Here is a 19,747-nt window from a genome sequence, read left to right as displayed (position 1 = left end):
GTTCAATGAAGAACAGGAAACTCGCGCTCGCCGGCCTGCTCGGCGCCGGCCTGCTCGTGGCCGCCTGCGGAACTTCCGGATCCAGCTCGAACACCGCCGCGCCCGGCGGGCAGGGCTTCACCCCGCCGAAACTCGACGCGCTCGCGCAACTCGGCCAGCCGGAGGGCCAGGTCAACGTGCTGGCGTGGCCCGGCTACGCGGAAAACGGCTCGAACGACCCGGCCGTCGACTGGGTCACCGGGTTCGAGAAGGAGACCGGTTGCAAGGTCAACGTCAAGGCGTTCGGCACCTCCGACGAGGCCGTGAGCCTGATGAAGACCGGACAGTACGACGTCATCTCCGCCTCCGGTGACGCTTCGCTGCGACTCATCGCGTCCGGGGACGTCGAACCGGTGAACACCGGCCTCGTGCCGAACTACGCGGACGTCTTCGGCTTCCTCAAGAACCGACCGTGGAACAGCGTGAACAACGTGGCCTACGGCGTTCCGCACGGCTGGGGCGCGAACCTGCTCACCTGGCGCACCGACAAGGTGACCCCGCCACCGACGTCGTGGTCGGTCATGTTCGACCCGAACAGCCCCTACAAGGGCAAGATCTCCGCCTACGACTCGCCGATCTACATCGCCGACGCCGCACTGTACCTGCAGAACAAGAAGCCGGAACTCGGCATCAAGAACCCGTACGCCCTGGACGACAGGCAGTTCCAGGCCGCCGTCGACCTGCTCAAGCAACAGCGTCCGATGGTGGGGGAGTACTGGTCGGACTACCTGAAGGAAAGCCAGGCGCTCAAGAGCGGCGACGCCGTTCTCGGCACCGCCTGGCAGGTGACGGTGAACCTGACCAAGAGCGAAGGCGCGCCGGTCGAATCGGTGCTGCCGTCCGAAGGCGCGACAGGCTGGTCGGACACCTGGATGGTGTCGGCGAAGTCGCCGCACAAGACGTGCTCCTACAAGTGGCTGAACCACATCGTCAGCCCGAAGGCCAACGCCCAGGTCGCCGAGTACTTCGGTGAATCGCCCTCGAACCCCAAGGCGTGCGCCGAAACCAAGGACAAGACGCATTGCGACACCTACCACGCCGGTGACGCCGCGTACGCCTCGAAGATCCAGTACTGGACGACGCCGATCACGCAGTGCCTCGACGGCCGCACCGACGTCAAGTGCAAGGACTACGGCGAGTGGACCCGCGCCTGGACCGAGATCAAGGGCTGACCTCCCCGAACTCCGGGAGCGGCCGGTGGTGCCCCCCAACGCCGTCCGCTCCCGGTCCCATCCCTCGCAAGGTGGAGACGATGACGACCACCCTCGATTCGCCGAGGCGGAAAGCCTCCGCCTTCCTGTACCGCAAACCCAAGCTGCGACTGGGCATCCTGCTGTCCGCGCCGATGCTGTGGCTCGGCCTCGCCTATCTCGGCGCGCTGGCCGCGTTGTTCGTGACAGCGTTCTGGAGCACCGACGTCTTCACCGGCCAGGTCGTGACCGAATGGTCGATGGACAACTTCGTCACCCTGTTCAGCGACGCGGTGTACCGCACGATCACCCTCCGGACGGTCGGGATCGCCGCGCTGGTCACGGTGATCACCGCGGTCATCGCTTTCCCGATGGCGTTCTACATGGCCAAATTCGCTTCCCCGAGGGCTCGGCGGCTACTGGTGATCGCCGTCATGACGCCGCTGTGGGCGAGCTACCTGGTGAAGGCCTACGCGTGGCGGACCATGTTGTCCGGCAACGGGGTCCTGCACTGGCTGCTCAACCCGTTCGGCCTCGACACCCCCGGCTACGGCGTGCTCGCGACCGTGATCACCCTGTCGTACCTGTGGCTGCCGTACATGATCCTGCCGATCTACGCGGGCCTCGAACGGCTGCCGAACTCCTTGGTGGACGCGTCGGGCGACCTCGGCGCACGGCCGTTCCGGACTTTTCGCTCGGTGGTGCTGCCGGTGACGTTCCCGGCCGTCGTCGCCGGCTCGATCTTCACGTTCTCGTTGTCGCTGGGCGACTACATCGCGGTGAAGATCGTCGGCGGCACCTCGCAGATGCTCGGCAACGTCGTCTACGACAACATCGGCGCGGCCAACAACCTGCCGTTCGCGGCCACCGTCGCGACCGTGCCCGTGGTGATCATGCTCGCCTACCTCGCCGCCGTGCGCCGCACGGGCGCGCTGGACAACCTGTAGGAGCGCGCGATGCGGCTATCCCGGACGACCAAGTACCTCCTGCTCGCGGCGCTGGTGCTCGGGCTCGCGGTGATCTACTTCCCGCTGCTGGTGGTACTGCTCAATTCCTTCAACGCGGACACCACCTTCGGCTGGCCGCCGTCGAGCTTCACCCTCGAATGGTGGGGCCGCGCCGCGGAGAACGAAGGCGCGCTGAAAGCGCTCGGCACGAGTGTCCAAGCAGGACTCGCGGCCACAGCGATCGCCTTGGTACTCGGCACGATGGCGGCGTTCGCGCTGCAGAAGTACCGCTTCTTCGGCCGCAACCAGGTGTCGCTGCTGATCATCCTGCCGATCGCGTTGCCCGGCATCGTCACCGGTATCGCGCTGAACAACGCGTTCCGCACGATCCTCGGCATCGACCTCGGCCTGTTCACCGCGATCGTCGCGCACGCGACGTTCTGCATCGTGGTGGTGTTCAACAACGTCGTCGCGCGCCTGCGCCGGATGGGCGGCAACCTCGAAGAGGCGTCGATGGACCTCGGTGCCGACGGGCTCACGACGTTCCGCCTGGTGACCTTCCCGATGCTGCGTTCGGCCCTGCTGGCCGGTGGTCTGCTGGCTTTCGCGCTGTCATTCGACGAAATCATCGTCACGACCTTCACCCTCGGGACCGGCTTGGAGACCTTGCCGATCTGGATCCTGAACAACCTGTTCCGGCCGAACCAAGCGCCGATCGTCAACGTCGTGGCGGCGGTGCTGATCCTCGCGTCGACGATCCCGGTCTATCTGGCGCAACGGCTTTCCGGCGACACGACTTCGGGTGGGCGTCTGTAAAGCGAAACGCCGGTGCGGCTCGAAACCGCACCGGCGTTTTCAGGTCACTCAGTATCGACGGTCTTCGACTGCTCCCGTCGACCCGTTGTAGGTGATGTAGCCGTTTTGGAAGTCGCTGCGCTTGCCGGTCTGGGTGTTGTACTCGCCGGTGATCGGGAAGCCGAGATACGAGGTCTCCCAGCCGAGAGCCTTCCAGCGCTCCCGGATCTTGCCCTTGACCTCCCAGGCCTCGTTGGTTCCCCACCGCCAATAGATCGAGTGCTCGAAGGCACCCTGGACGAAGTGGTTGTACTTCCCGGTGCCCCCTGGCGTCCCCGACTCGTCGGTTTTCGGGTAGCCCATTCCGCTTTCCCAGCCGAGCGCCTTGTAGCGGTCACGGATCGATCCGTGCAGCTCGTTGGCGCCCGTCGACGGCGTCCAGTAGATCGAGCCGTTCCCGCTGAAGTGGGTGTACCGGCCGATCCCGTCCGGCGTGGTCATCTCGTCGGTGGTCGGGTAACCGAAGAACGCTTCCCAGCCCAGCGAACGCCACTTCTGCCAGATACTGCCCATCACGTAGTGCGCGCCGGTCGCCGCGGTCCAATAGATCGAGGCATTGTTGTTGTAGAAGTGACTGACCCGGCCGATCCCGTCCGGTGTCCCAAGCTCATCGGTGGTCGGGAAGCCGAGCGGCCCCAACTCCGAGTTGTGCTCCTTCCACTTGACGCGGATGGTGCCGTAGATGGCCATGGCCCCGATGCTGGACGTCCAGTAGATCGAGGCGTCACCGCTGGTCGAAGTTCCCAGGAAATCGTTGTAGCGGCCGCCGCCCGTGCGGGCGGGCAACTCGTCCGTGATCGGATACCCGAGGTACGAGTGCGCCCCGAGCGCGACGTACTTGGTCAGAATCTGCCCGGAGACGGCCTTCACGTTGTGCTGCTCGGTCCAATACAGCCGGCCCGAGGTGTACAGCTGCCAGTGTCCGTCGCCCTCGACGAGTTCCAGCCCCACCGGAGTACCCACCAGAGTGCGCAGAGGCGCCTCGTCGGCGTACCGCTTCTGGATGGGGGTCTGATACTCCGCGCGGAGGGTGAGCCCCGCGGTCGGCATCTGCACCTGCCGGATCGGCTCGGTGCTCTGATTGTCCAGCCACTTGGTGAAATTCGCCGCGTCGAGGGATTTGGCCGGGGCGGTGAGCTGGACGGAGGAGTTCACGGTCACGAGCCGGTTGGTGCTCCCGTTCACACCGGCCTGGATCCGCGCCGGACGGGTGCCGATGACGGCCAGCCGGGCCGTCCGCGGGTTGGCGGTGTACCGCTGGCTGGTGAGGATGTTGCGGCCGTTCTCCGCGGTCGCCGTGACCACGACCCGGGTGTCGGTCTCGTTCGGGAAAGCGAACAACAGACTGGGGCCCGTGCCGGTGCGCAGTGTGGTGACTTCACAGGCACTGTTCTGGGGGCAGCGCACCCGGTCGGCACGCCACTTCACGTACAGCGGTCCATCGGCCGGATCGTCGGCCGTAGCGCTCAAGGAAACCGTTTCACCGCCTTGGAAGACGGTGCCCGGGCCGGGAGGCGACAGCGAGAGCACGGGAGTGGCCTCGCCGGGAAGGAAGATCTGGCTGGTGGTCGTCACGGCACCGTGCGCGTCGCTCACCGTGAGCCCGACCGTCACCGCGTCCGTCGCCGAGTACATGTGTTCCACGACGCGGCCGCTGCCGGTGGTGCCGTCCCCGAAGGTCCACTGGTAGCCGAGGGAGTCCAGGTCCGGGTCGCTCGATCCGCCCGCGTCGAGGGAGATCTTCTTCGTGCCCGGCGTCACGGTTCCGGTGAACGCCGCGGCGGGAGCCCTGTTCGCCGGTTTGAAGCTCAGCCTTCGCAACGTCGACGAGGCCGCGTCGGCCAGCACGACGTCGCCGTTCGGCGCGTTCAGGACGGAGACCGGGTCACCGATGTCGGAAGCGATCGTGGTGAGCGCCTGGGTGGTCTTGCCCCCGGTGTCGAACGCGAAGGTCGAAAGCGTGTGCCCGCTCTTGTTGGCCGCGAAATGAAGACCCTGGTATACGTCGGGGTACGAGGTCCCGGTGTAGGCGACCCCGCCGACGAGGGTGTCCGTAGCGCCCTGCGCGGCCTCACTGATCGGTACGGTGTTCGCGACGTTCGCGCATTCCGGGAGGTCGCGATAGCCGGGTGCGCGCGTGGTTCCCTCCCAGCACGGCCACTTCAGGTTCTGGCCGGGGAGCGCGAGACTCGCTTCGCTGCGGGCGGCCCACCCGATGTCGGTGACGACGACGGCGCCTCGCGGGTCCAGCGCGATCCTGGGATCGCGAAGTCCGCTCGTGTAGTTGCGGCTGCGCCAGGACGCCGGTGCGCCCACGTCGTAGAACGGGTTGTCCGCCACTCCCTTGCCGTCCGTGGCGACCCGGAGCACCTTGCCCGTCGGCTGGGCCGGGTCCAGCGCCTTCAAGGCGAACTTGTCCACGTTGTCCTTGGTCGCACCGGCCGGCGCCTGAACGGCCGCGTTGTCCCCGGTGGCGACCCAGAGGACGTCCCCGCCGGGATCCACGACGACGTCCTGGATCCCCTTGCTGTCGGAGTTGACCGGGAATTCGAGGACCGAGGTCTCGTCCACGAGGCCCGTCGGCGCGCCCAAGCCGTCTGCCCGCCATTTGCTGAGCCGGAACACCTGAGTGGACGTACTGGTCGCGACGGCCCGAGTGGTATAGACCGTTCGGCTGGTGGTGAAGTCCGGCGCCACGGCGATGCCGGTGAGGCCGAGCGAACCGGTGGTATGCACCGGAAGTGAGGCGATCTGCACGGGCTGGCCGTCCTGCGGGACCAGCTTGACCGACCCCAGACGGCCGGTGGTCAGCGCGCTCCCGTCCGGCAGATAGGCGGCGTCGGTGAGGTCTCCGGCCTGCTGACCGGTGGGGGTGTCGATCAGGGCGAACCCCGTGGGGAGTACCGGCGCGGCCAGTGCCGGTGGCGCGGTGGTGATGACCACGGTGCCGAGCAGCATCGTGGCGGCCGCGGAGACGACAAGGGATCTTCGAGTCCCCATTGGACCTTCCTTCTCCGAATACGGAGAGTGCCATGCGCGGAAAGTGCTCACGAACGCACAAAAAACCGCGACGGCGCGACAGAGTTGCTCATTCTGTAACGCGACGCGACCTTCCGCCCCCAGCGCCCTCGTTTTTGACTATGAGCACGCCGGACGATAGCGGCTGGTCAGGGCGCCGTCATTCGACCGAAAGTGTGATCCGAGCGGCGAGCGCGAAGTTTGTGATCTAGATCATCTTCGGCTAACGCTCAATTCTTTTTGTCGAACGTAAGTTCGATGGCCGATCGGTCATGTGCGAATGCCCATTCGGTCACGGCCATTCGGCCCAAAATCGGTAAAAGGCCTTGCTGGACTTCTCGCGGCCCAGCAATATCAACTCGCCGAACTTGCTCTGAAGGAGCCGAGGGCTGTCCTGGGTGGGCATCCCAAGGGGGGAAGTCATGAAGCGGATCCGTCGTGGACCTGTCCTGCGCGCAAGACTCCGGGCGACGCTCGCGTTGCTGCTGATCGTCGCACTGGTGGCGACGCTGGGCCCGGCGGCTTCGCTGCGCTTCCCGTCGTCAGACGAGGCGTCCGCGACCGCGGTCGCGGACGCGCCGAAGCAGGAGTCGGGATCCGCGGAAGGCGTCGCGGACCGGCCGACCGCCGACAATGCCGCCGCTCCCGCGGTCAATCGGGCGGACGCCGTTTCGCTCCAGTCGAAGTACCCGCCGCTCACCTTCCCCGAGCCCGCCGCCGACAAGCGCAGCAGCGCCAAGGCCGTGGCGCCGCCGACCACCCAGGTCCGCGGTTTCGACGCGCGGGCCAGCAAGGAAATCCCTCAGCGGCGCACCACGAACAGCAGCGCCTATGACAACCCCGACGGCACGCAGACCACGGTCTACGGCCAGGATCCCCTGAACTTCCCGCTGCCAGAGGGCGGTTTCGGCCCCGTCGACACCCGCGCCGTGCCTGAGCAGGCAGGAGGGTGGCGCAAGGCGGGCGACGAGCTTCAGGTCCACATGGGACAGACGAGCGGCTCGATGCGGGTGAGCGACGGCTCCGGGCACGAGGCCGCCTTCACCCTGCTCGGCGCGCGGGCGACGGCCGGACACGCGGACGGCAGCGCGGTCGGCTACCCCGACGTCCTGCCGAACGCCGATATGCGGGTCGAGTTCACCGCGGGCGCGGCCAAGGAGTGGTTCGTCCTCAAGAATCCCGACGCCCCCCACGCCTGGGAGTTCGCGCTGGACCTGAAGGGCCTCGAGGCGAAGATCGTCGACGGCCAGGTGGTCTTCGCCGACCAGGCCGGCGTGGTCGCCATGCGTGTGCCGGCCGGCTACATGATCGACTCCAGTCGTCAGGAAAGCGGTGAACCCGCGACCTCCCAAGGCGTCATCTATCGGCTCGGGAACCGTGACGGCAAACAGATCCTGCGGGTGGAACTCGATTCCGCGTGGCTGCGCGACCCGGCAAGGGTCTACCCCGTGCAGGTGGATCCCACCGTGGTCAAGGAGTCGGTCAGTACCGGCAACCTGGTGGTGGAGAACGGCACCCGGTATACCAACCTCGGCGAACTGCGCATCGGCCGCAGTGGTGGCAAGACCGCTTCGAGCTACCTGAGGTTCGGCGGTGTCGGCGGAGATCTGAAGGACAACCGGATCTTCGCCGCCCAGTTGCAGCTGACGAACTTCTGGTCCGGTTCCTGCACGCCCAGGCCGATGACCGTGCATCCGGTCACCGCGGACTGGGGTTCCTCCGGAACGCCGCCGACCGGCGGCGCGCTGGGCACTGGGGTCTTCTCGCACGGGTACATGGCGCCGCTGGCGACCAGGTCCAACTGCCCGACCGCGCACGAACTGATCGACCTGGGCGTCGGCGGCCGCGACCTCGTCCAGCAGTGGGCGGGCGGTGCCCCGAACCACGGTCTCGCCCTTCAGGCGCCGACCGACCCGGCGGCGTGGAAGCGCTTCACCGGCTTCGGCACGGCCAACCCGCCGCGCCTGTACATCACGCACTCGCCCTACAACGCCGAATACCGCGTCGACCGCGCCACCCCGGAACCGCCGGTCACCCGCGCGACTCCGGGCAAGGTCAAGATCACCGTGACCAACCGCGGCGCGCAGGCCTGGTCGCGCAACGACTTCGCCCTGGGCTACCGCGCTTACGACCGGAGCGGGAACCTGGTCGTGTCACGGATCGCCGCCGAGCTCCCCGGTGACGTGGCGCGAGGCGCTTCCGTGACCCTCGACGCGGAGATCAAAGAGATCGGGGTGGGCAGCTACCTCCTCGACTTCAGCATGCTCCGCAAACCCGATGACTACTTCACCGATCACCAGGTCGCGCCCGCGCGGATCGGGCTCGACGTGTACGACGTGCCGCCGTTCATCAAGCAGCAGTACCCGCCCAACGGCGCCTCCGTCCAGACCCTGACCCCGCAGCTGTGGGCGAGCGGTGTCGACATCGACCCGCCGGCGGGCAGCACCCTGAAGTACCGGTTCGAGGTGTGCGAGAAAGGCCCGGACGACACTCCGATCAAGTGCTTCAGCTCGGAGTACCAGAACAGTCCTACTTGGACGATCCCGGACAAGAAGTTGTTCTGGAACAAGATCTATCTCTGGCGTTCGTTCGCGTTCGACGGCAACAGCGAGAGCGAAGCGCTACCGTTCAGCGCCATCTTGAGCGCCGTCCCGCAACCGGCCATCACCTCGCATATGGCCATGACCCCGCACAGCGGATCCGATCGCGACTTCGACCCGATGGTCGGTAACTACTACTCCAGCGCGGTCGACGTCCAGATGCCGACCGCCGGCCCCGGTCTGAGCGTCATCCGGACCTACAACTCCCTGGACCCTCGCCGCGACCACTGGTTCGGCACGGGGTGGGCGACGAAGTACGACATGCGCGTGGCCCGGGACTACGCGGGGAACGCCCTCGTCACCTATCCCGACGGCCAGCAATTGAGGTTCGGTGCGAACCCGGACGGCAGCTGGGCGCCACCGCAGGGCCGGTACGCCGGGTTCAAGTCCGAATCGGACGGCGGCTGGTCGCTGACCGACAAAACGGCGACCACGTATCGTTTCGACTCCTCTGGCAAGGTGACCGGCTACACCGACGGCGTCGGGCGTGGCGTGAAGATCTACTGGGAGGGTGATGCCCTCACCCGCGCCCTTGACTTGGCCAGTGGACGGCAACTGGTCTTCCGGATCGAGAACCGCAAGGTCGCCGAGGTGTTCGCGACCGAGGTCAGCGGGCAGATCCGGAACTGGAAGTACTTCTACGAGGGCAACCGGCTGACCAAGGTCGAAGATCCCCTGGCGAACGTCACCCGGTACGACTACGCCGATCAATCCAGGTTCCGCACGGTCGTCAACGACACGGCGCCGGACGGGTACTGGCGGTTGGGCGATCAGAGCGGCGACGCCGCCGTCAGCCAGGTGGTGCTCAACCGGGGCAAGGACAACGGCAAGTACAAGAACGTCGTCCTCGGCGCGGCGGGAGCGGTGCCGGGTTCGGCCGACACCGCCGCGACCTTCAACGGTTCCTCGTCGGTGCTGCAACTCCCGGACGGGGCGATCAAGAAGAGCAGGGATCTTTCCGTCGGGCTCTGGTTCAAGACCGGCGGCGCCGGTGTCCTGCTGGGCTACCAGCAGAACGAGATCTCGGGCGCGCTGCAGAACGCCTACACCCCGGCGTTGTACGTCGGGACGAACGGGAAGCTCTACGGTCAGTTCGCGGACGGCACGACCGCGCCGATGAGCACCGCCGGTGTAGTCAACGACAACAAATGGCACCACGTGGTGCTTTCCGGCTCGCTGGCGACGCAATGGCTCTATCTGGACGGTGCGCAGGTCGCGACGAAGCAGGGCGTGATCGAGCACGGCAACCAGACCAAGACCTACGTCGGCGCCGGCTTCGTCTCCGGTAACTGGCCCGCCAAGCCCGCCAACGACCACGGCTACTTCACCGGCGCGATCGACGAGGTCGCCGTCTACAGCAAACCTTTGGGGGACAACGCGGTCCGCGAACAGTTCCAGGCCGCTCAGCCGTCCGAAGGGCTCAGCAAGATCACCATGCCCAGCGGCAAGATCGCCGCCGAGGTGGAGTACGACACGGTCAGCGAGCGGGTCAAGAACTACACCGACCGCAACGGCGGGACCTGGCGGCTCGGCGTGCCGGTGATCACGGGTGCGGAGACCAACCTGATCCGCACCGTCCAGTTCGCCGATCCGGCGAACCGCAACCACACCTTCGACTACGACCCGGTTCGAGGCCGGATCCTGCGGACGGTTACCCCGCTGGGGCTCGGCGTCCGTCCGGAAGACCGGTCCGGTGAGCCCGCCGCGGAAGCCGGTTACGGGATCCGGACCTACGACTACGACGACGCCGGCAACCAGAACACCATCGTCTCGGAGAACCTCAGCAAGGTCACGCTCGGCTTCGATCCGCGCGGCAACGTGATCAGCAAGCGGACCTGCCTGTTGCCCGGCCAGTGCCAGACCGAGTACTTCGGCTATCACCTCAGCCCGGACAACCCGCTCGACCCGCGTAACGACAAAGTCGTCTGGAGCCGCGACGGACGGTCTGCGAACGCCCAGGACGACCGGTATCTGACGACGTACCTGTACAACGCCAAGGGCGACCTCGCCAGCCAGAAGATGCCCGACGGCGGCGAGGTCGTGCATCGGTACACCACGGGTACCGAGGAGCCGCTCGACATCAACACCCCCAACAAGGTGCCGGCCGACCTGCTGCTGTCGACGCTCAGCCCGACGGGTGAGAACACGAACTACCGGTACTACAGCACCGGAGATCTCGGCGAGATCCAGCAAGAGTCCGGAATGCGGACGCGGTTCGTCTACGACAGCGCCGGACGGCGGACCTCTTCCACGATCTACGTCGACGCGTATCCCGGCGGCATCACGACCACCTACGAATACGACGCGCTTTCGCGGGTGAGGGTCGAGACAGGACCCGAGACCACGAACGCCGTCAACGGCGTCAAGCATCGTGCACGGACGGTCACGTCCTACGACAAGGACGGGAACATCGAGCGAGAGGAGGTTTCGGACCTCCTCGGCGGCGACCCGAGCCGGGTCACCACTCGCGGATACGACGACCATGGCCGTCTCGTGCACCTCGTCAACCCCGAGGGCAAGGAGACAAGGTACGGCTTCGACGTCTTCGGCAACCGGATGTTCGAAATCGACGCGAGTGGTGTGAAGAAGTCCTACGCCTACACGGCCCGCAACGAAGTCGCCGAGGTCCGCCTGCACGACTGGCACGGCGGTGTCGTCGACCCGGCCGACGGGGACGGCCGTCCCGGCGACGGTGAAGGCGACACCGATCCCGGGAACTCGAAGCCGACGGTGCTCGAATCCTTCCGGTACGACGAGTCCGGGCGGCAGACCCTGCACGTGGACGCGATGGGTCGCATGACCCGGAACAGCTACTACACCAACGATCTGGTCGCACAGGTCGTGGCCGAGGGCTACCGGGATCCGGTCACCGGCAATGTCCGCGACCTCGTGCTGGAGAACAACGGCTACGACGGCGCCGGGAACCTGATCAAACAGACCACGGCGGGCAACCGCACCACGACCTACGACTACGACGCGGTCAACCGGGTCACGCAGTCGGTCGAGGACGCCGGTGGACTCGACCGCAGCACGCGGTTCGCCTACGACCGCAGCGGCAACGTCATCCGCACCGAGAAGGCCGGCTTCCCCTCGAACACCGGCGGCGGGCAGGTGAACACCGCCGAGATCACCGAGTTCGAGTACAACGCCTCCGGCCAGCGGATCAAGCAGACCGTCCACAATGGTCCGGAACGACTGAACACCACCTGGGGTTACGACGAGCGCGGCATGCCGACGTCGGTCACCGATCCGCGCGGGAACCCGCCTTCCTCCCAGTACGCCACGACGATGAAGTACGACGAGCTGGCCAGGCCCATCCTGGCCACCGGCCCGCGAGTCCGCGTGGAGTCGAACGGCGGCGCGCCGTCGGACGCGCAGGCGACCATGATCACCGGCTACGACACCTTCGGCTCGGTCACGCAGACGAAGGACCCGCTCGGCCGGATCACCACGGCGCAGTACGACAAGCTCGGTCAATTGGTGAAGGCGAGTCTGCCGTCGTACACCCCGCCCGGCGCCACGGCGCCGATCACGCCGACCAAGGAGATCCGTTACGACGCCATGGGACGGGTGATCAAGCAGATCGACGCCCGTCAGCACGCGACCGAGTTGCGCTACGACCAGCTGGGCAGGCTGCTGGAGCGGCACGATCCGAAGGACGACGGCACGGCCGCCGGGGTCTCGAAGTACTCGTACACCATGACCGGGCTACCCCTGTCCGCCACTTCGTCGACCGGCGCCCGTGTCGAGGCGACGTACGACGAGCTGGGACGCAAGGCCACCTCGACGTCGGTGGAGCGATACCCGCAACCCGCCGCGTACACCACCAAGTACCGATACGACGCCGCGGGCAACGTCGTGTCCACTGAGAACCCGGCGGGCGAGACGAGCCGGAACACCTACGACAAGCTGAACCAGCTGATCACCACGGTCGACCCGGCCGGGGTCACCACGAAACGGGGTTATGACCGGCAGGGGCGGCTGGTCCGGGCGACCGACGGCGCGGGCGCCACGAAACGGCTCGACTACGACCTGGCCGGACGCGTGGTCTCCGAGTTCGACGTCGACGGCCAGTGGACGGGCTCGCAGCCGAAGCTGCGGGAGCGCAAGTTCACCTACGACCTCGCCGGCAACATGCGGACGTCGGAGGACTGGGAGAAGCGCGTCACCACGTTCACCTACGACGCGGCGAACCGGCTGTCCGGCCAGGTCGAGCCGGTCGCGGACGGGAAGACGATCACGACGTCCTTCGGCTACGACGCCGCCGGGAACCGCACCAGGTTCACCGACGGACGGTCGAACAAGACCGTCTTCACCTACAACAGCCTGAACCTGCCGGAGTCGGTGGTCGAGCCGTCCACCGCCACCCACCCCGCGGCCGCGGATCGAACCTGGACACAGTCCTACGACGCGACGGGCAACGCGACCCGGCTGACCGCGCCCGGGAACGTCAACCGTGACCGGACGTTCGACGCGCTGAACCGGATGCTCACCGAATCCGGGACCGGTGCCGAGGTCTCCACGGTCTCGAAGTCGCGCACTTACGACGCCGACGGCCGTCTGCGGGTGGCGGGGAGTAACGCCTACACCTACAACGACCGCGGCGGGCTGCTGACCGCGACCGGTACTTCCGGCGCGGCGTCCTTCGAGTACGACAACGCCGGGCGCGTCATCACCCGGACGGATGCGGCCGGCACCGCTCGGTTCGGCTACCTCCAGGGACGGCTGGACACTGTCACCGACGGCGCGACCGGCGGCCGGCTGGCCTACCGCTACAACGAGGCGGGGAAGGTCAAGACCGTCGACTACGGCGGTGGCAGGCTCAGGACCTACGACTACGACGACCTCGCACGACCGAAGTCCGACGTCCTGAAGGAAGCGAACGGCACGGTTCTCTCGTCGATCGCCTACACCTACGACCCGAACGACCGGGTCAAGACGAAGACCACCGCCGGACTCGCCGGGGCGGGTCAGAACAGCTACTCGTACGACTTCCAGGGGCGGATGCTCTCCTGGACCGACCCCTCGGGCAAGTCGACCGAGTACGGCTGGGACGACTCGGGCAACCGCGTCAAGGCGGGTGACAAGAACGCGACCTACGACGAACGGAACCGGGTCCTCGCCGACGGCGACTACACCTACGCGTACTCACCGCGCGGTTCACTGAGCTCGCGTACGTCGTCCGGGAAGGAGGAGAAGTACTCCTTCGACGCCTTCGACCGGCTGACCAAGTTCGACTCGACCGAATACACCTACGACGACTTCGATCGCCTCTCGACCCGAGGCGGGCAGCAGTTCTCGTACTCGGGGATGGAACAAGACGCGGTCAGCGACGGTGTCTCACGGTTCGGCCGCGGACCCGACGGTTCCTTGCTTTCGCTCTCGCAGGGTTCCGATTCCCGGCTCACGCTTTCCGACCGGCACGGCGATGTGGTCGGAGCCTTGGCGCCCGCGTCCGGTGGCGTCGTCGACTCGACGGCGTACGACCCGTACGGCAAGCGGATCGCGTCGACCGGTGCCACGCGGTCGGTCGGTTTCCAGGGTGACTGGACGGACCCCGACAACGGGAACGTCAACATGGGTGCGCGGTGGTACCAGCCGGGTTCCGGCACTTTCGCCTCGCGAGACAGCATCGGCTTGCCGTTCTCACCGTCCATCAGCGCGAACCGGTACTCCTACGTCCTCGGCTCGCCGCTGAACTACTTCGATCCCGACGGTCACGGTTGGTTCAGTGACCTGTGGGACAAGGCCGGCGGCATCGTGCACACCGCCTTGGACGTGGCGGGCATGATCCCCGGCATCGGCGAGATCGCCGACCTCGCCAACGCCGCGATCTACGCGGTGGAGGGTGACTGGGAGAACGCCGCGTGGTCCGCCGCGGGCGCCATCCCGTTCGGTGGCAACGCCGCGACAGCCGCGAAGTGGGCACGCAAGGCCGGTGACTTCATCGGCGGCGGCCGCCGGGCCGGTCGATACGCCGACGACGCCATCGATCTCGGTCGTCGTTATGGCGACGACGTCGCCGGGGCGGCCCGTCGAACCGCCGGTGACGCCGCCGCGTCCGCCGCTCGCAAGGCGTCCGCTGCCGCGGCCGCACGTAAGGCCGCCGCTGCGGCTGCTCGTAAAGCGGCCGTAGCGGCTGCTGCCCGGCGTGCCGCAGCGATCCTCGCGAAGAAGAAGGCCGTCGCGGCCGCCGCCCGGGGCGCTGCGGAGAAGACGGCGAAGAAGAACCCGATCCCGACGCTGAAGGCGGCGTTGAAGCCGGTGTTCAAGGGCACCGATCTGGTGTCGTCGTCGCCGTTGGTTCCCGCTCGGATCGTGCAGTCGTTCAAGGCCAATGTGCAGGACTCCGGCCAGGTATTCGACTTCTTCAAGAAGCAGGTGGTCGGAGACGGGAACGTCGTCCAGAACGTCGCCGAGACCGTGACGGCGGTGTCGGAGATCGCTCAGTCGGGTGTCTCTCCGGAGGACGCTCTTTCCGCCTTGGGTGGTTTGACCGGGCGGAACAAGGGGCGGGGCAAGCATCACGACGAGTCGTCGGATGGGGCGGCCACGAGCTGTGTGAGGAAGAACAGCTTCGATCCGAACACGCTGGTGGTGATGGGCGACGGGTCTCGTAAGCCGATCAAGGACGTCAAGGTCGGGGACAAGGTCCTGGCGAAGGATCCGACGACGGGGCGTACCGCTGTCCGAGTGGTGACGGATGCCCGTTCGCATGCGAGTCAGCGGACGTTGGTCGAGGTCGGTGTCGCGAGTGGTGCCGATCGTGGGTCCGTGGTGGCGACGGATGAGCATCCGTTCTGGGTCGAGTCGGAGAAGCGGTGGTCGAACGCCGTCGATCTGAAGGCTGGTCATCGGCTTGAGACCGGGGATCACCGGGATGCGACGGTTACGGGGACGCGGTCGTGGTCGGAGACCCGGCGGGTCTACAACCTGACCGTCGACACCGACCACACATACTTCGTTGTTGCAGGTCAGACACCCGTCCTCACCCACAACTGCGGACGTGAGGCTAGAGCAGCAGCGCAATCGGCGCCCGCGGACGCCACAATGAGCGCGGCAGCTCGGTTCCGGGGTACGGATATGGTTTCCACAGGTCACTCTGGTCATACGTCTCGCCCCGCCTATTTCGAGCCCGAGATTGATTCTGTTCTTGCGGATGGTGGGCAGATCGCTGGCCGCGGAGCCGATAACTGTGCCGAGATCCGGGCCTGCAATACTCTAATCGCCGAACATGGAGCTGATTTCGAGGATCAAGTCGGGCGCTCGCTGCGGCTGAGTGACATCGAGTTCTTGACCGTTCGCAGTGCCACGGGTGCCTCAGAAGCCGCGTGCTTATCCTGTCAGAGTGTTCTTGTTCGGCGTGGAGCGACAGACCTATCGAGGTGAAAAGGATGTGCGAGTCGGAGTTGGAGAAATTCCTCAGGTCGTGTGGCTGGGAGGGGGCTGGGTTTCGCCGTGAGACGGATGCCATCGTGGCGGGTCTGGAGCGTGTCGGTTTCGCCTGTCATGAGGAGGCAAGGAAGTTCTTGGGTGAATATCTTGACCTAAGGATCGACCATCTCCCAGCCCTCGTTATCGCGGGGGAGAGGATCTCAAGTTGGACGAATTTTGATCCGTCCGCGGTCTGCACCACCCGTGATGCAGAGGTGGCTCGCCGATGCGCAGAGGTGGCTGACACCCCTCTATTCCCGATTGGCGTGGACAGCTTCCATCTGACCGTGTACTCGGGAAACGACGGAAGGTTCTATGCGGGGTTCGATTCATCGGTCTATCAATATGGGGAAGATCGCAATGCAATGTTCTCGATGATGAGGGCTGGGATTCGACCAATTTCATTGGGTGAGTGGACGCTTCAGTGAGAAGGATGCGCGGCAGTCTTGATGAACTTGGGTTCTTCAGAAAACGACACCCTCTCGGCTGACGATTCAGAACCCTGAAAACCGCACACGAGCCCTCATCGACAGGGATGTCGATGAGGGCTCTGCGGTATTTGACGGCAACGTCAGCGGACGACGGCTGTGGCGGGTGGGGCGTCAGGATCGTCGTCCTGGTCGCCGGGGCGTCCCCATGGTGTCGATGGCTCGGGCTCCCTTGATGAGATTGATATTCGGATCGAATTTTGATCAGCGAATTGGCCATCAAACAGTCTGAGCGGCTTGTGTCAGGCGTGGAGCTTTAAGTTGTTCAAGGTGGCTACACTTCGGGATGGCTTGAAGGGCTCTGTGATTACCGGGAATCGTATGTTTGCCCTCGGTAGGAGTTGGCGGACCGTGTCAGCCATTTACCTTTAAGGCTCCGCCTTCAGGTTGTGGGCAATGTCAAGTAATCGTCGAATTTGTTCAGCTGAAAGCGAACTTGCAATCGAAACTGGCTCGCCGAGGTTTGTCCCGAACCGCACATGGCGGAGTTTCCGGAGGAACTCGCGCGGATGTTGTCTCGATTGCCTAGATAACGAGGGCGAAGGAAGGCTCCGCCCAGCTGGACTGGCGGGGCCTTCGCAGTACCGTGACGCTTGCAGGAGTTCCAGGTTTCGCTGCCTGGCAGGCGCGGGCACCTCGACTCAGGGGCCTTGGTCAAATCGGTCGGAAAGAGTCCGTCGCGTCCCGAAGCCCGGCCAGCATCCCCGGATCCGTCACCGCGTGCCCGGCCGCTTCGACGAGCTCCAGCTTCGAATCCGGCCAAGCCCGGTGCAGTTCGTAGGCCGTCGCCGGCGGGCACACCGCGTCGTACCGCCCCTGCACGATCACGCCAGGAATCCCCGACAGCTTCCCGGCCTCCCGGATCAGCTGCCCTTCCTCAAGCCACGCCCCGTGGCAGAAGTAGTGCAGCGCAAGTCGCGCAAAGGTGACAGCGAAGTCGGGCGACGCGTACTGGTTGTGGAAGGCCGGATCCGGGCGCAGGCAGACGATCGCGCCTTCCCAGGTGCTCCAGGCGATGGCGGCGCGCTCCCGGACCACCTGGTCGGGGTGGTAGACGAGTTCGCGGTAGGCCGACATCGGGTCGCCGCGGCGCGCTTCGGGGATCGGCGCGAGGAAGGCTTCCCACTCGCGGGGGAAGAGGTTCGCGGCGCCGCCGCCGTAGATCCAGTCGAGTTCGCTACGCCGGACGGTGAAGACGCCGCGCAGGATGATCTCGGTGACGCGGCTCGGATGGGTCTCGGCGTAGGCGAGCGCGAGGGTCGCGCCCCACGAGCCGCCGAAGAGTTGCCACTCTTCGAGATTCAGCCGTTCGCGCAGCCTTTCCATGTCCGAGACAAGGTGCCAGAGGGTGTTGGCCGACAGGTCGACGTCCGGCTCGCCGATGTGCGGAGTGCTGCGGCCGGTGCCGCGCTGGTCGAACAAGATGATCCGGTAGGCATCGGGATCGAAATGCCGCCTGGCCATGGGAGAGATGCCGCTACCAGGGCCTCCGTGCAGGACGACCACGGGTTTGCCGTCCGGGTTCCCGGCCTCTTGGCAGTAGATCCGGTGTCCGTCGCCGACGTCGAGCAGGCCTTCGGCGCGAACGTGGATGGGCGGATACAAATCGTCCATACCGACACCATGCCCGAATCAGCGAGTGAACGAAGGGTGGGGGCCCGCCCCCGCCGCCGGGCTGAGCGGGCCCCCGGTCTTCGATCGCGTCAGCAGCCCGCCGTGGCGGCCACGTTCGCGAATCCCTTTCCGGCGCCGGTCACCTTGTTGCTCGCGCAGACCTTGTTCCCCGTAGCGGCCTTCACGAGATAGAAGCCGTACGCGTAGCTGGACTGCACGTCCGCGGTGTTACCGGAGAAGGTGTTGTCGCGGCCCCAGCCGTCGAGCTGGACATGGACCTCGAAGCCGCCGTAGGTCGCGTCGTGCACGAAGACCTTGCTGCCCCGGTTGTCCGCGACCACGTAGTTGTTGCCCTTCAGGTCCACCCAGCTGTCGGCGAAGTGCTCGCCGCTCTGCCCGGTCCCGTCGAAGACGTTGCCGCGCAGTTCGCCGCCGGTGGTGCCTTCCTTGATGTCGATCGACTCGGCCCGCACGTTCGGGCCGATCTTGTTGTTCAGTGCCTTGTTGCGGTCGCTCCGGTCGGGCGTGCCGCCGGGCCAGTTGCCCTTCGCGGAACCGAAGTAGATGCCTTCGCCGTAGCCCGCGAACTCGCGGCCGGTGTCGGTCACCTCGGAGTTCTTCACGATGTTGTCGGTGCTCGTGTACTGGAAGTGGATACCTTCGTGGCCGACACCGATGACCTTGATGCCGTCGACGACGGTGTTCTTGACGCCCGTCGCCATCAGGCCCTTCTGGCCACCGGTGAGGGTGAAGCCGGTCAGGTTCCAGTAGCTGCCGGTGAGCTCGAGCGTGCGCCCGGCCGAGGCCTTGATGACCGCGCTTCGCGGACCCTTCAGCGTGATGCGGCTGCCGGAGGTGCCACCCTTCGCCGCCTTGAAGTTGCCCGCGAAGGTGGTGTTGGCCGCGAGTTCGATGACGGTGCCCGGAGTGACCGAAGCGAGCGCCGCCGACAGCTGCTCCGAAGTCCCTACGCGGACCGTCGCGGCCTGTGCGGGGTACGCCGTCAGTGCCGACAGCAGGGCAGCGCCGGTCACGATGGCCAGAACCCGCTCACGAACACGCATCCGTGGTCCTCCTCGTCGAGGGATCGAAGCTCTGTCGTGGCGGCGACGGGCTAGACGTTAAGCCTCTTTACGAACGAGAGTCAAGGACATGATTGAAGTTCATATACGTGAACGACGAAAGGAGGGTTGCGCTGCTAGGCCCACCTCGAAAGAGAGCAAGGGACCTTTGCTATCGCCTCCGGCGGATGCGGGGGTGTGTGGAAATCGGGACGTTGAGTGTCCCGATTTCCACACACCCTGTACTCCGCGTAGCGATGCTTACTGACGGTGTGCTGGTGAGGGGTAAGGCCACTGTGCGGGTCGGACCGAGGTGTTCATCTGGGGTCTTCGCCGGTCGGGCGAGGGAAAGTCCCCTCCGTCTCAGGCCAGCCGAGTTTTACGGTGCCGCTGCTGGTCGCGAGCATGTCGCGAAAGCCACAGTGATGATGATGTGTGTGGATGGAGGCCTGGCAGGGTCTGGCTCGGAAAGCCACTGACGTCCCGTGTTCGGGGTTGTCT

The 19,747-nt window shown here is 66.0% G+C and carries 8 protein-coding genes; 5 read left to right on the top strand and 3 right to left on the bottom strand.

Features of this window, described 5'->3' with window-relative positions:
* The first annotated feature begins 5 nt into the window (after window positions 1-5).
* The 3 genes from ACZ6YV_RS40085 (at window position 6) to ACZ6YV_RS40075 (ending at window position 2,992) form a co-directional block, all read left to right on the top strand.
* Entirely contained in the window at window positions 6-1,211 is a 1,206-nt protein-coding gene (locus ACZ6YV_RS40085) for an ABC transporter substrate-binding protein (RefSeq protein ID WP_465514617.1), read from the top strand.
* Between the two features lie 80 nt (window positions 1,212-1,291).
* On the top strand, window positions 1,292-2,176 hold the full coding sequence (locus tag ACZ6YV_RS40080; protein ID WP_465514616.1) for an ABC transporter permease: 885 nt from the start codon (window positions 1,292-1,294) through the stop codon (window positions 2,174-2,176).
* A gap of 9 nt (window positions 2,177-2,185) precedes the next feature.
* Window positions 2,186-2,992: an ABC transporter permease gene (locus ACZ6YV_RS40075; RefSeq protein ID WP_378240562.1), complete on the top strand. Its 807-nt coding sequence runs from the start codon at window positions 2,186-2,188 to the stop codon at window positions 2,990-2,992.
* A 48-nt stretch (window positions 2,993-3,040) separates the two neighbouring features.
* Here ACZ6YV_RS40075 and ACZ6YV_RS40070 read toward each other — a convergent pair whose 3' ends face one another.
* A complete protein-coding gene (locus tag ACZ6YV_RS40070; protein WP_465514615.1) occupies window positions 3,041-6,031 on the bottom strand; it encodes a PQQ-dependent sugar dehydrogenase in 2,991 nt (996 codons plus the stop codon).
* 440 nt (window positions 6,032-6,471) lie between these two features.
* Here ACZ6YV_RS40070 and ACZ6YV_RS40065 point away from each other — a divergent pair, with 440 nt between their 5' ends.
* Both ACZ6YV_RS40065 and ACZ6YV_RS40060 read left to right on the top strand, forming a co-directional pair.
* Window positions 6,472-16,038: an RHS repeat-associated core domain-containing protein gene (locus tag ACZ6YV_RS40065; RefSeq protein ID WP_465514614.1), complete on the top strand. Its 9,567-nt coding sequence runs from the start codon at window positions 6,472-6,474 to the stop codon at window positions 16,036-16,038.
* 5 nt (window positions 16,039-16,043) lie between these two features.
* Entirely contained in the window at window positions 16,044-16,511 is a 468-nt protein-coding gene (locus tag ACZ6YV_RS40060; RefSeq protein WP_465514613.1) for an SUKH-3 domain-containing protein, read from the top strand.
* Between the two features lie 714 nt (window positions 16,512-17,225).
* On the opposite strand, the gene pip is transcribed toward ACZ6YV_RS40060, so the two are convergent.
* On the bottom strand, window positions 17,226-18,185 hold the full coding sequence (gene pip, locus ACZ6YV_RS40055) for a prolyl aminopeptidase (RefSeq protein WP_465514612.1): 960 nt from the start codon (window positions 18,183-18,185) through the stop codon (window positions 17,226-17,228).
* An 89-nt stretch (window positions 18,186-18,274) separates the two neighbouring features.
* Window positions 18,275-19,249, bottom strand: a complete 975-nt coding sequence (locus ACZ6YV_RS40050) for a right-handed parallel beta-helix repeat-containing protein (protein ID WP_465514611.1) — start codon at window positions 19,247-19,249, stop codon at window positions 18,275-18,277.
* Window positions 19,250-19,747: the final 498 nt, after the last annotated feature.

This window comes from Amycolatopsis sp. NPDC102522 (genome assembly GCF_055584485.1).
This window is presented reverse-complemented; position numbering and strand designations above follow the sequence as displayed.

Coding starts and splice junctions, on each gene's coding strand:
- pip (WP_465514612.1), bottom strand. CDS start 18,185: ATGGACGATTTGTATCCGCCCATCCACGTTCGCGCCGAAGGCCTGCTC.
- ACZ6YV_RS40075 (WP_378240562.1), top strand. CDS start 2,186: ATGCGGCTATCCCGGACGACCAAGTACCTCCTGCTCGCGGCGCTGGTG.
- ACZ6YV_RS40070 (WP_465514615.1), bottom strand. CDS start 6,031: ATGGGGACTCGAAGATCCCTTGTCGTCTCCGCGGCCGCCACGATGCTG.
- ACZ6YV_RS40065 (WP_465514614.1), top strand. CDS start 6,472: ATGAAGCGGATCCGTCGTGGACCTGTCCTGCGCGCAAGACTCCGGGCG.
- ACZ6YV_RS40060 (WP_465514613.1), top strand. CDS start 16,044: ATGTGCGAGTCGGAGTTGGAGAAATTCCTCAGGTCGTGTGGCTGGGAG.
- ACZ6YV_RS40080 (WP_465514616.1), top strand. CDS start 1,292: ATGACGACCACCCTCGATTCGCCGAGGCGGAAAGCCTCCGCCTTCCTG.
- ACZ6YV_RS40050 (WP_465514611.1), bottom strand. CDS start 19,249: ATGCGTGTTCGTGAGCGGGTTCTGGCCATCGTGACCGGCGCTGCCCTG.
- ACZ6YV_RS40085 (WP_465514617.1), top strand. CDS start 6: ATGAAGAACAGGAAACTCGCGCTCGCCGGCCTGCTCGGCGCCGGCCTG.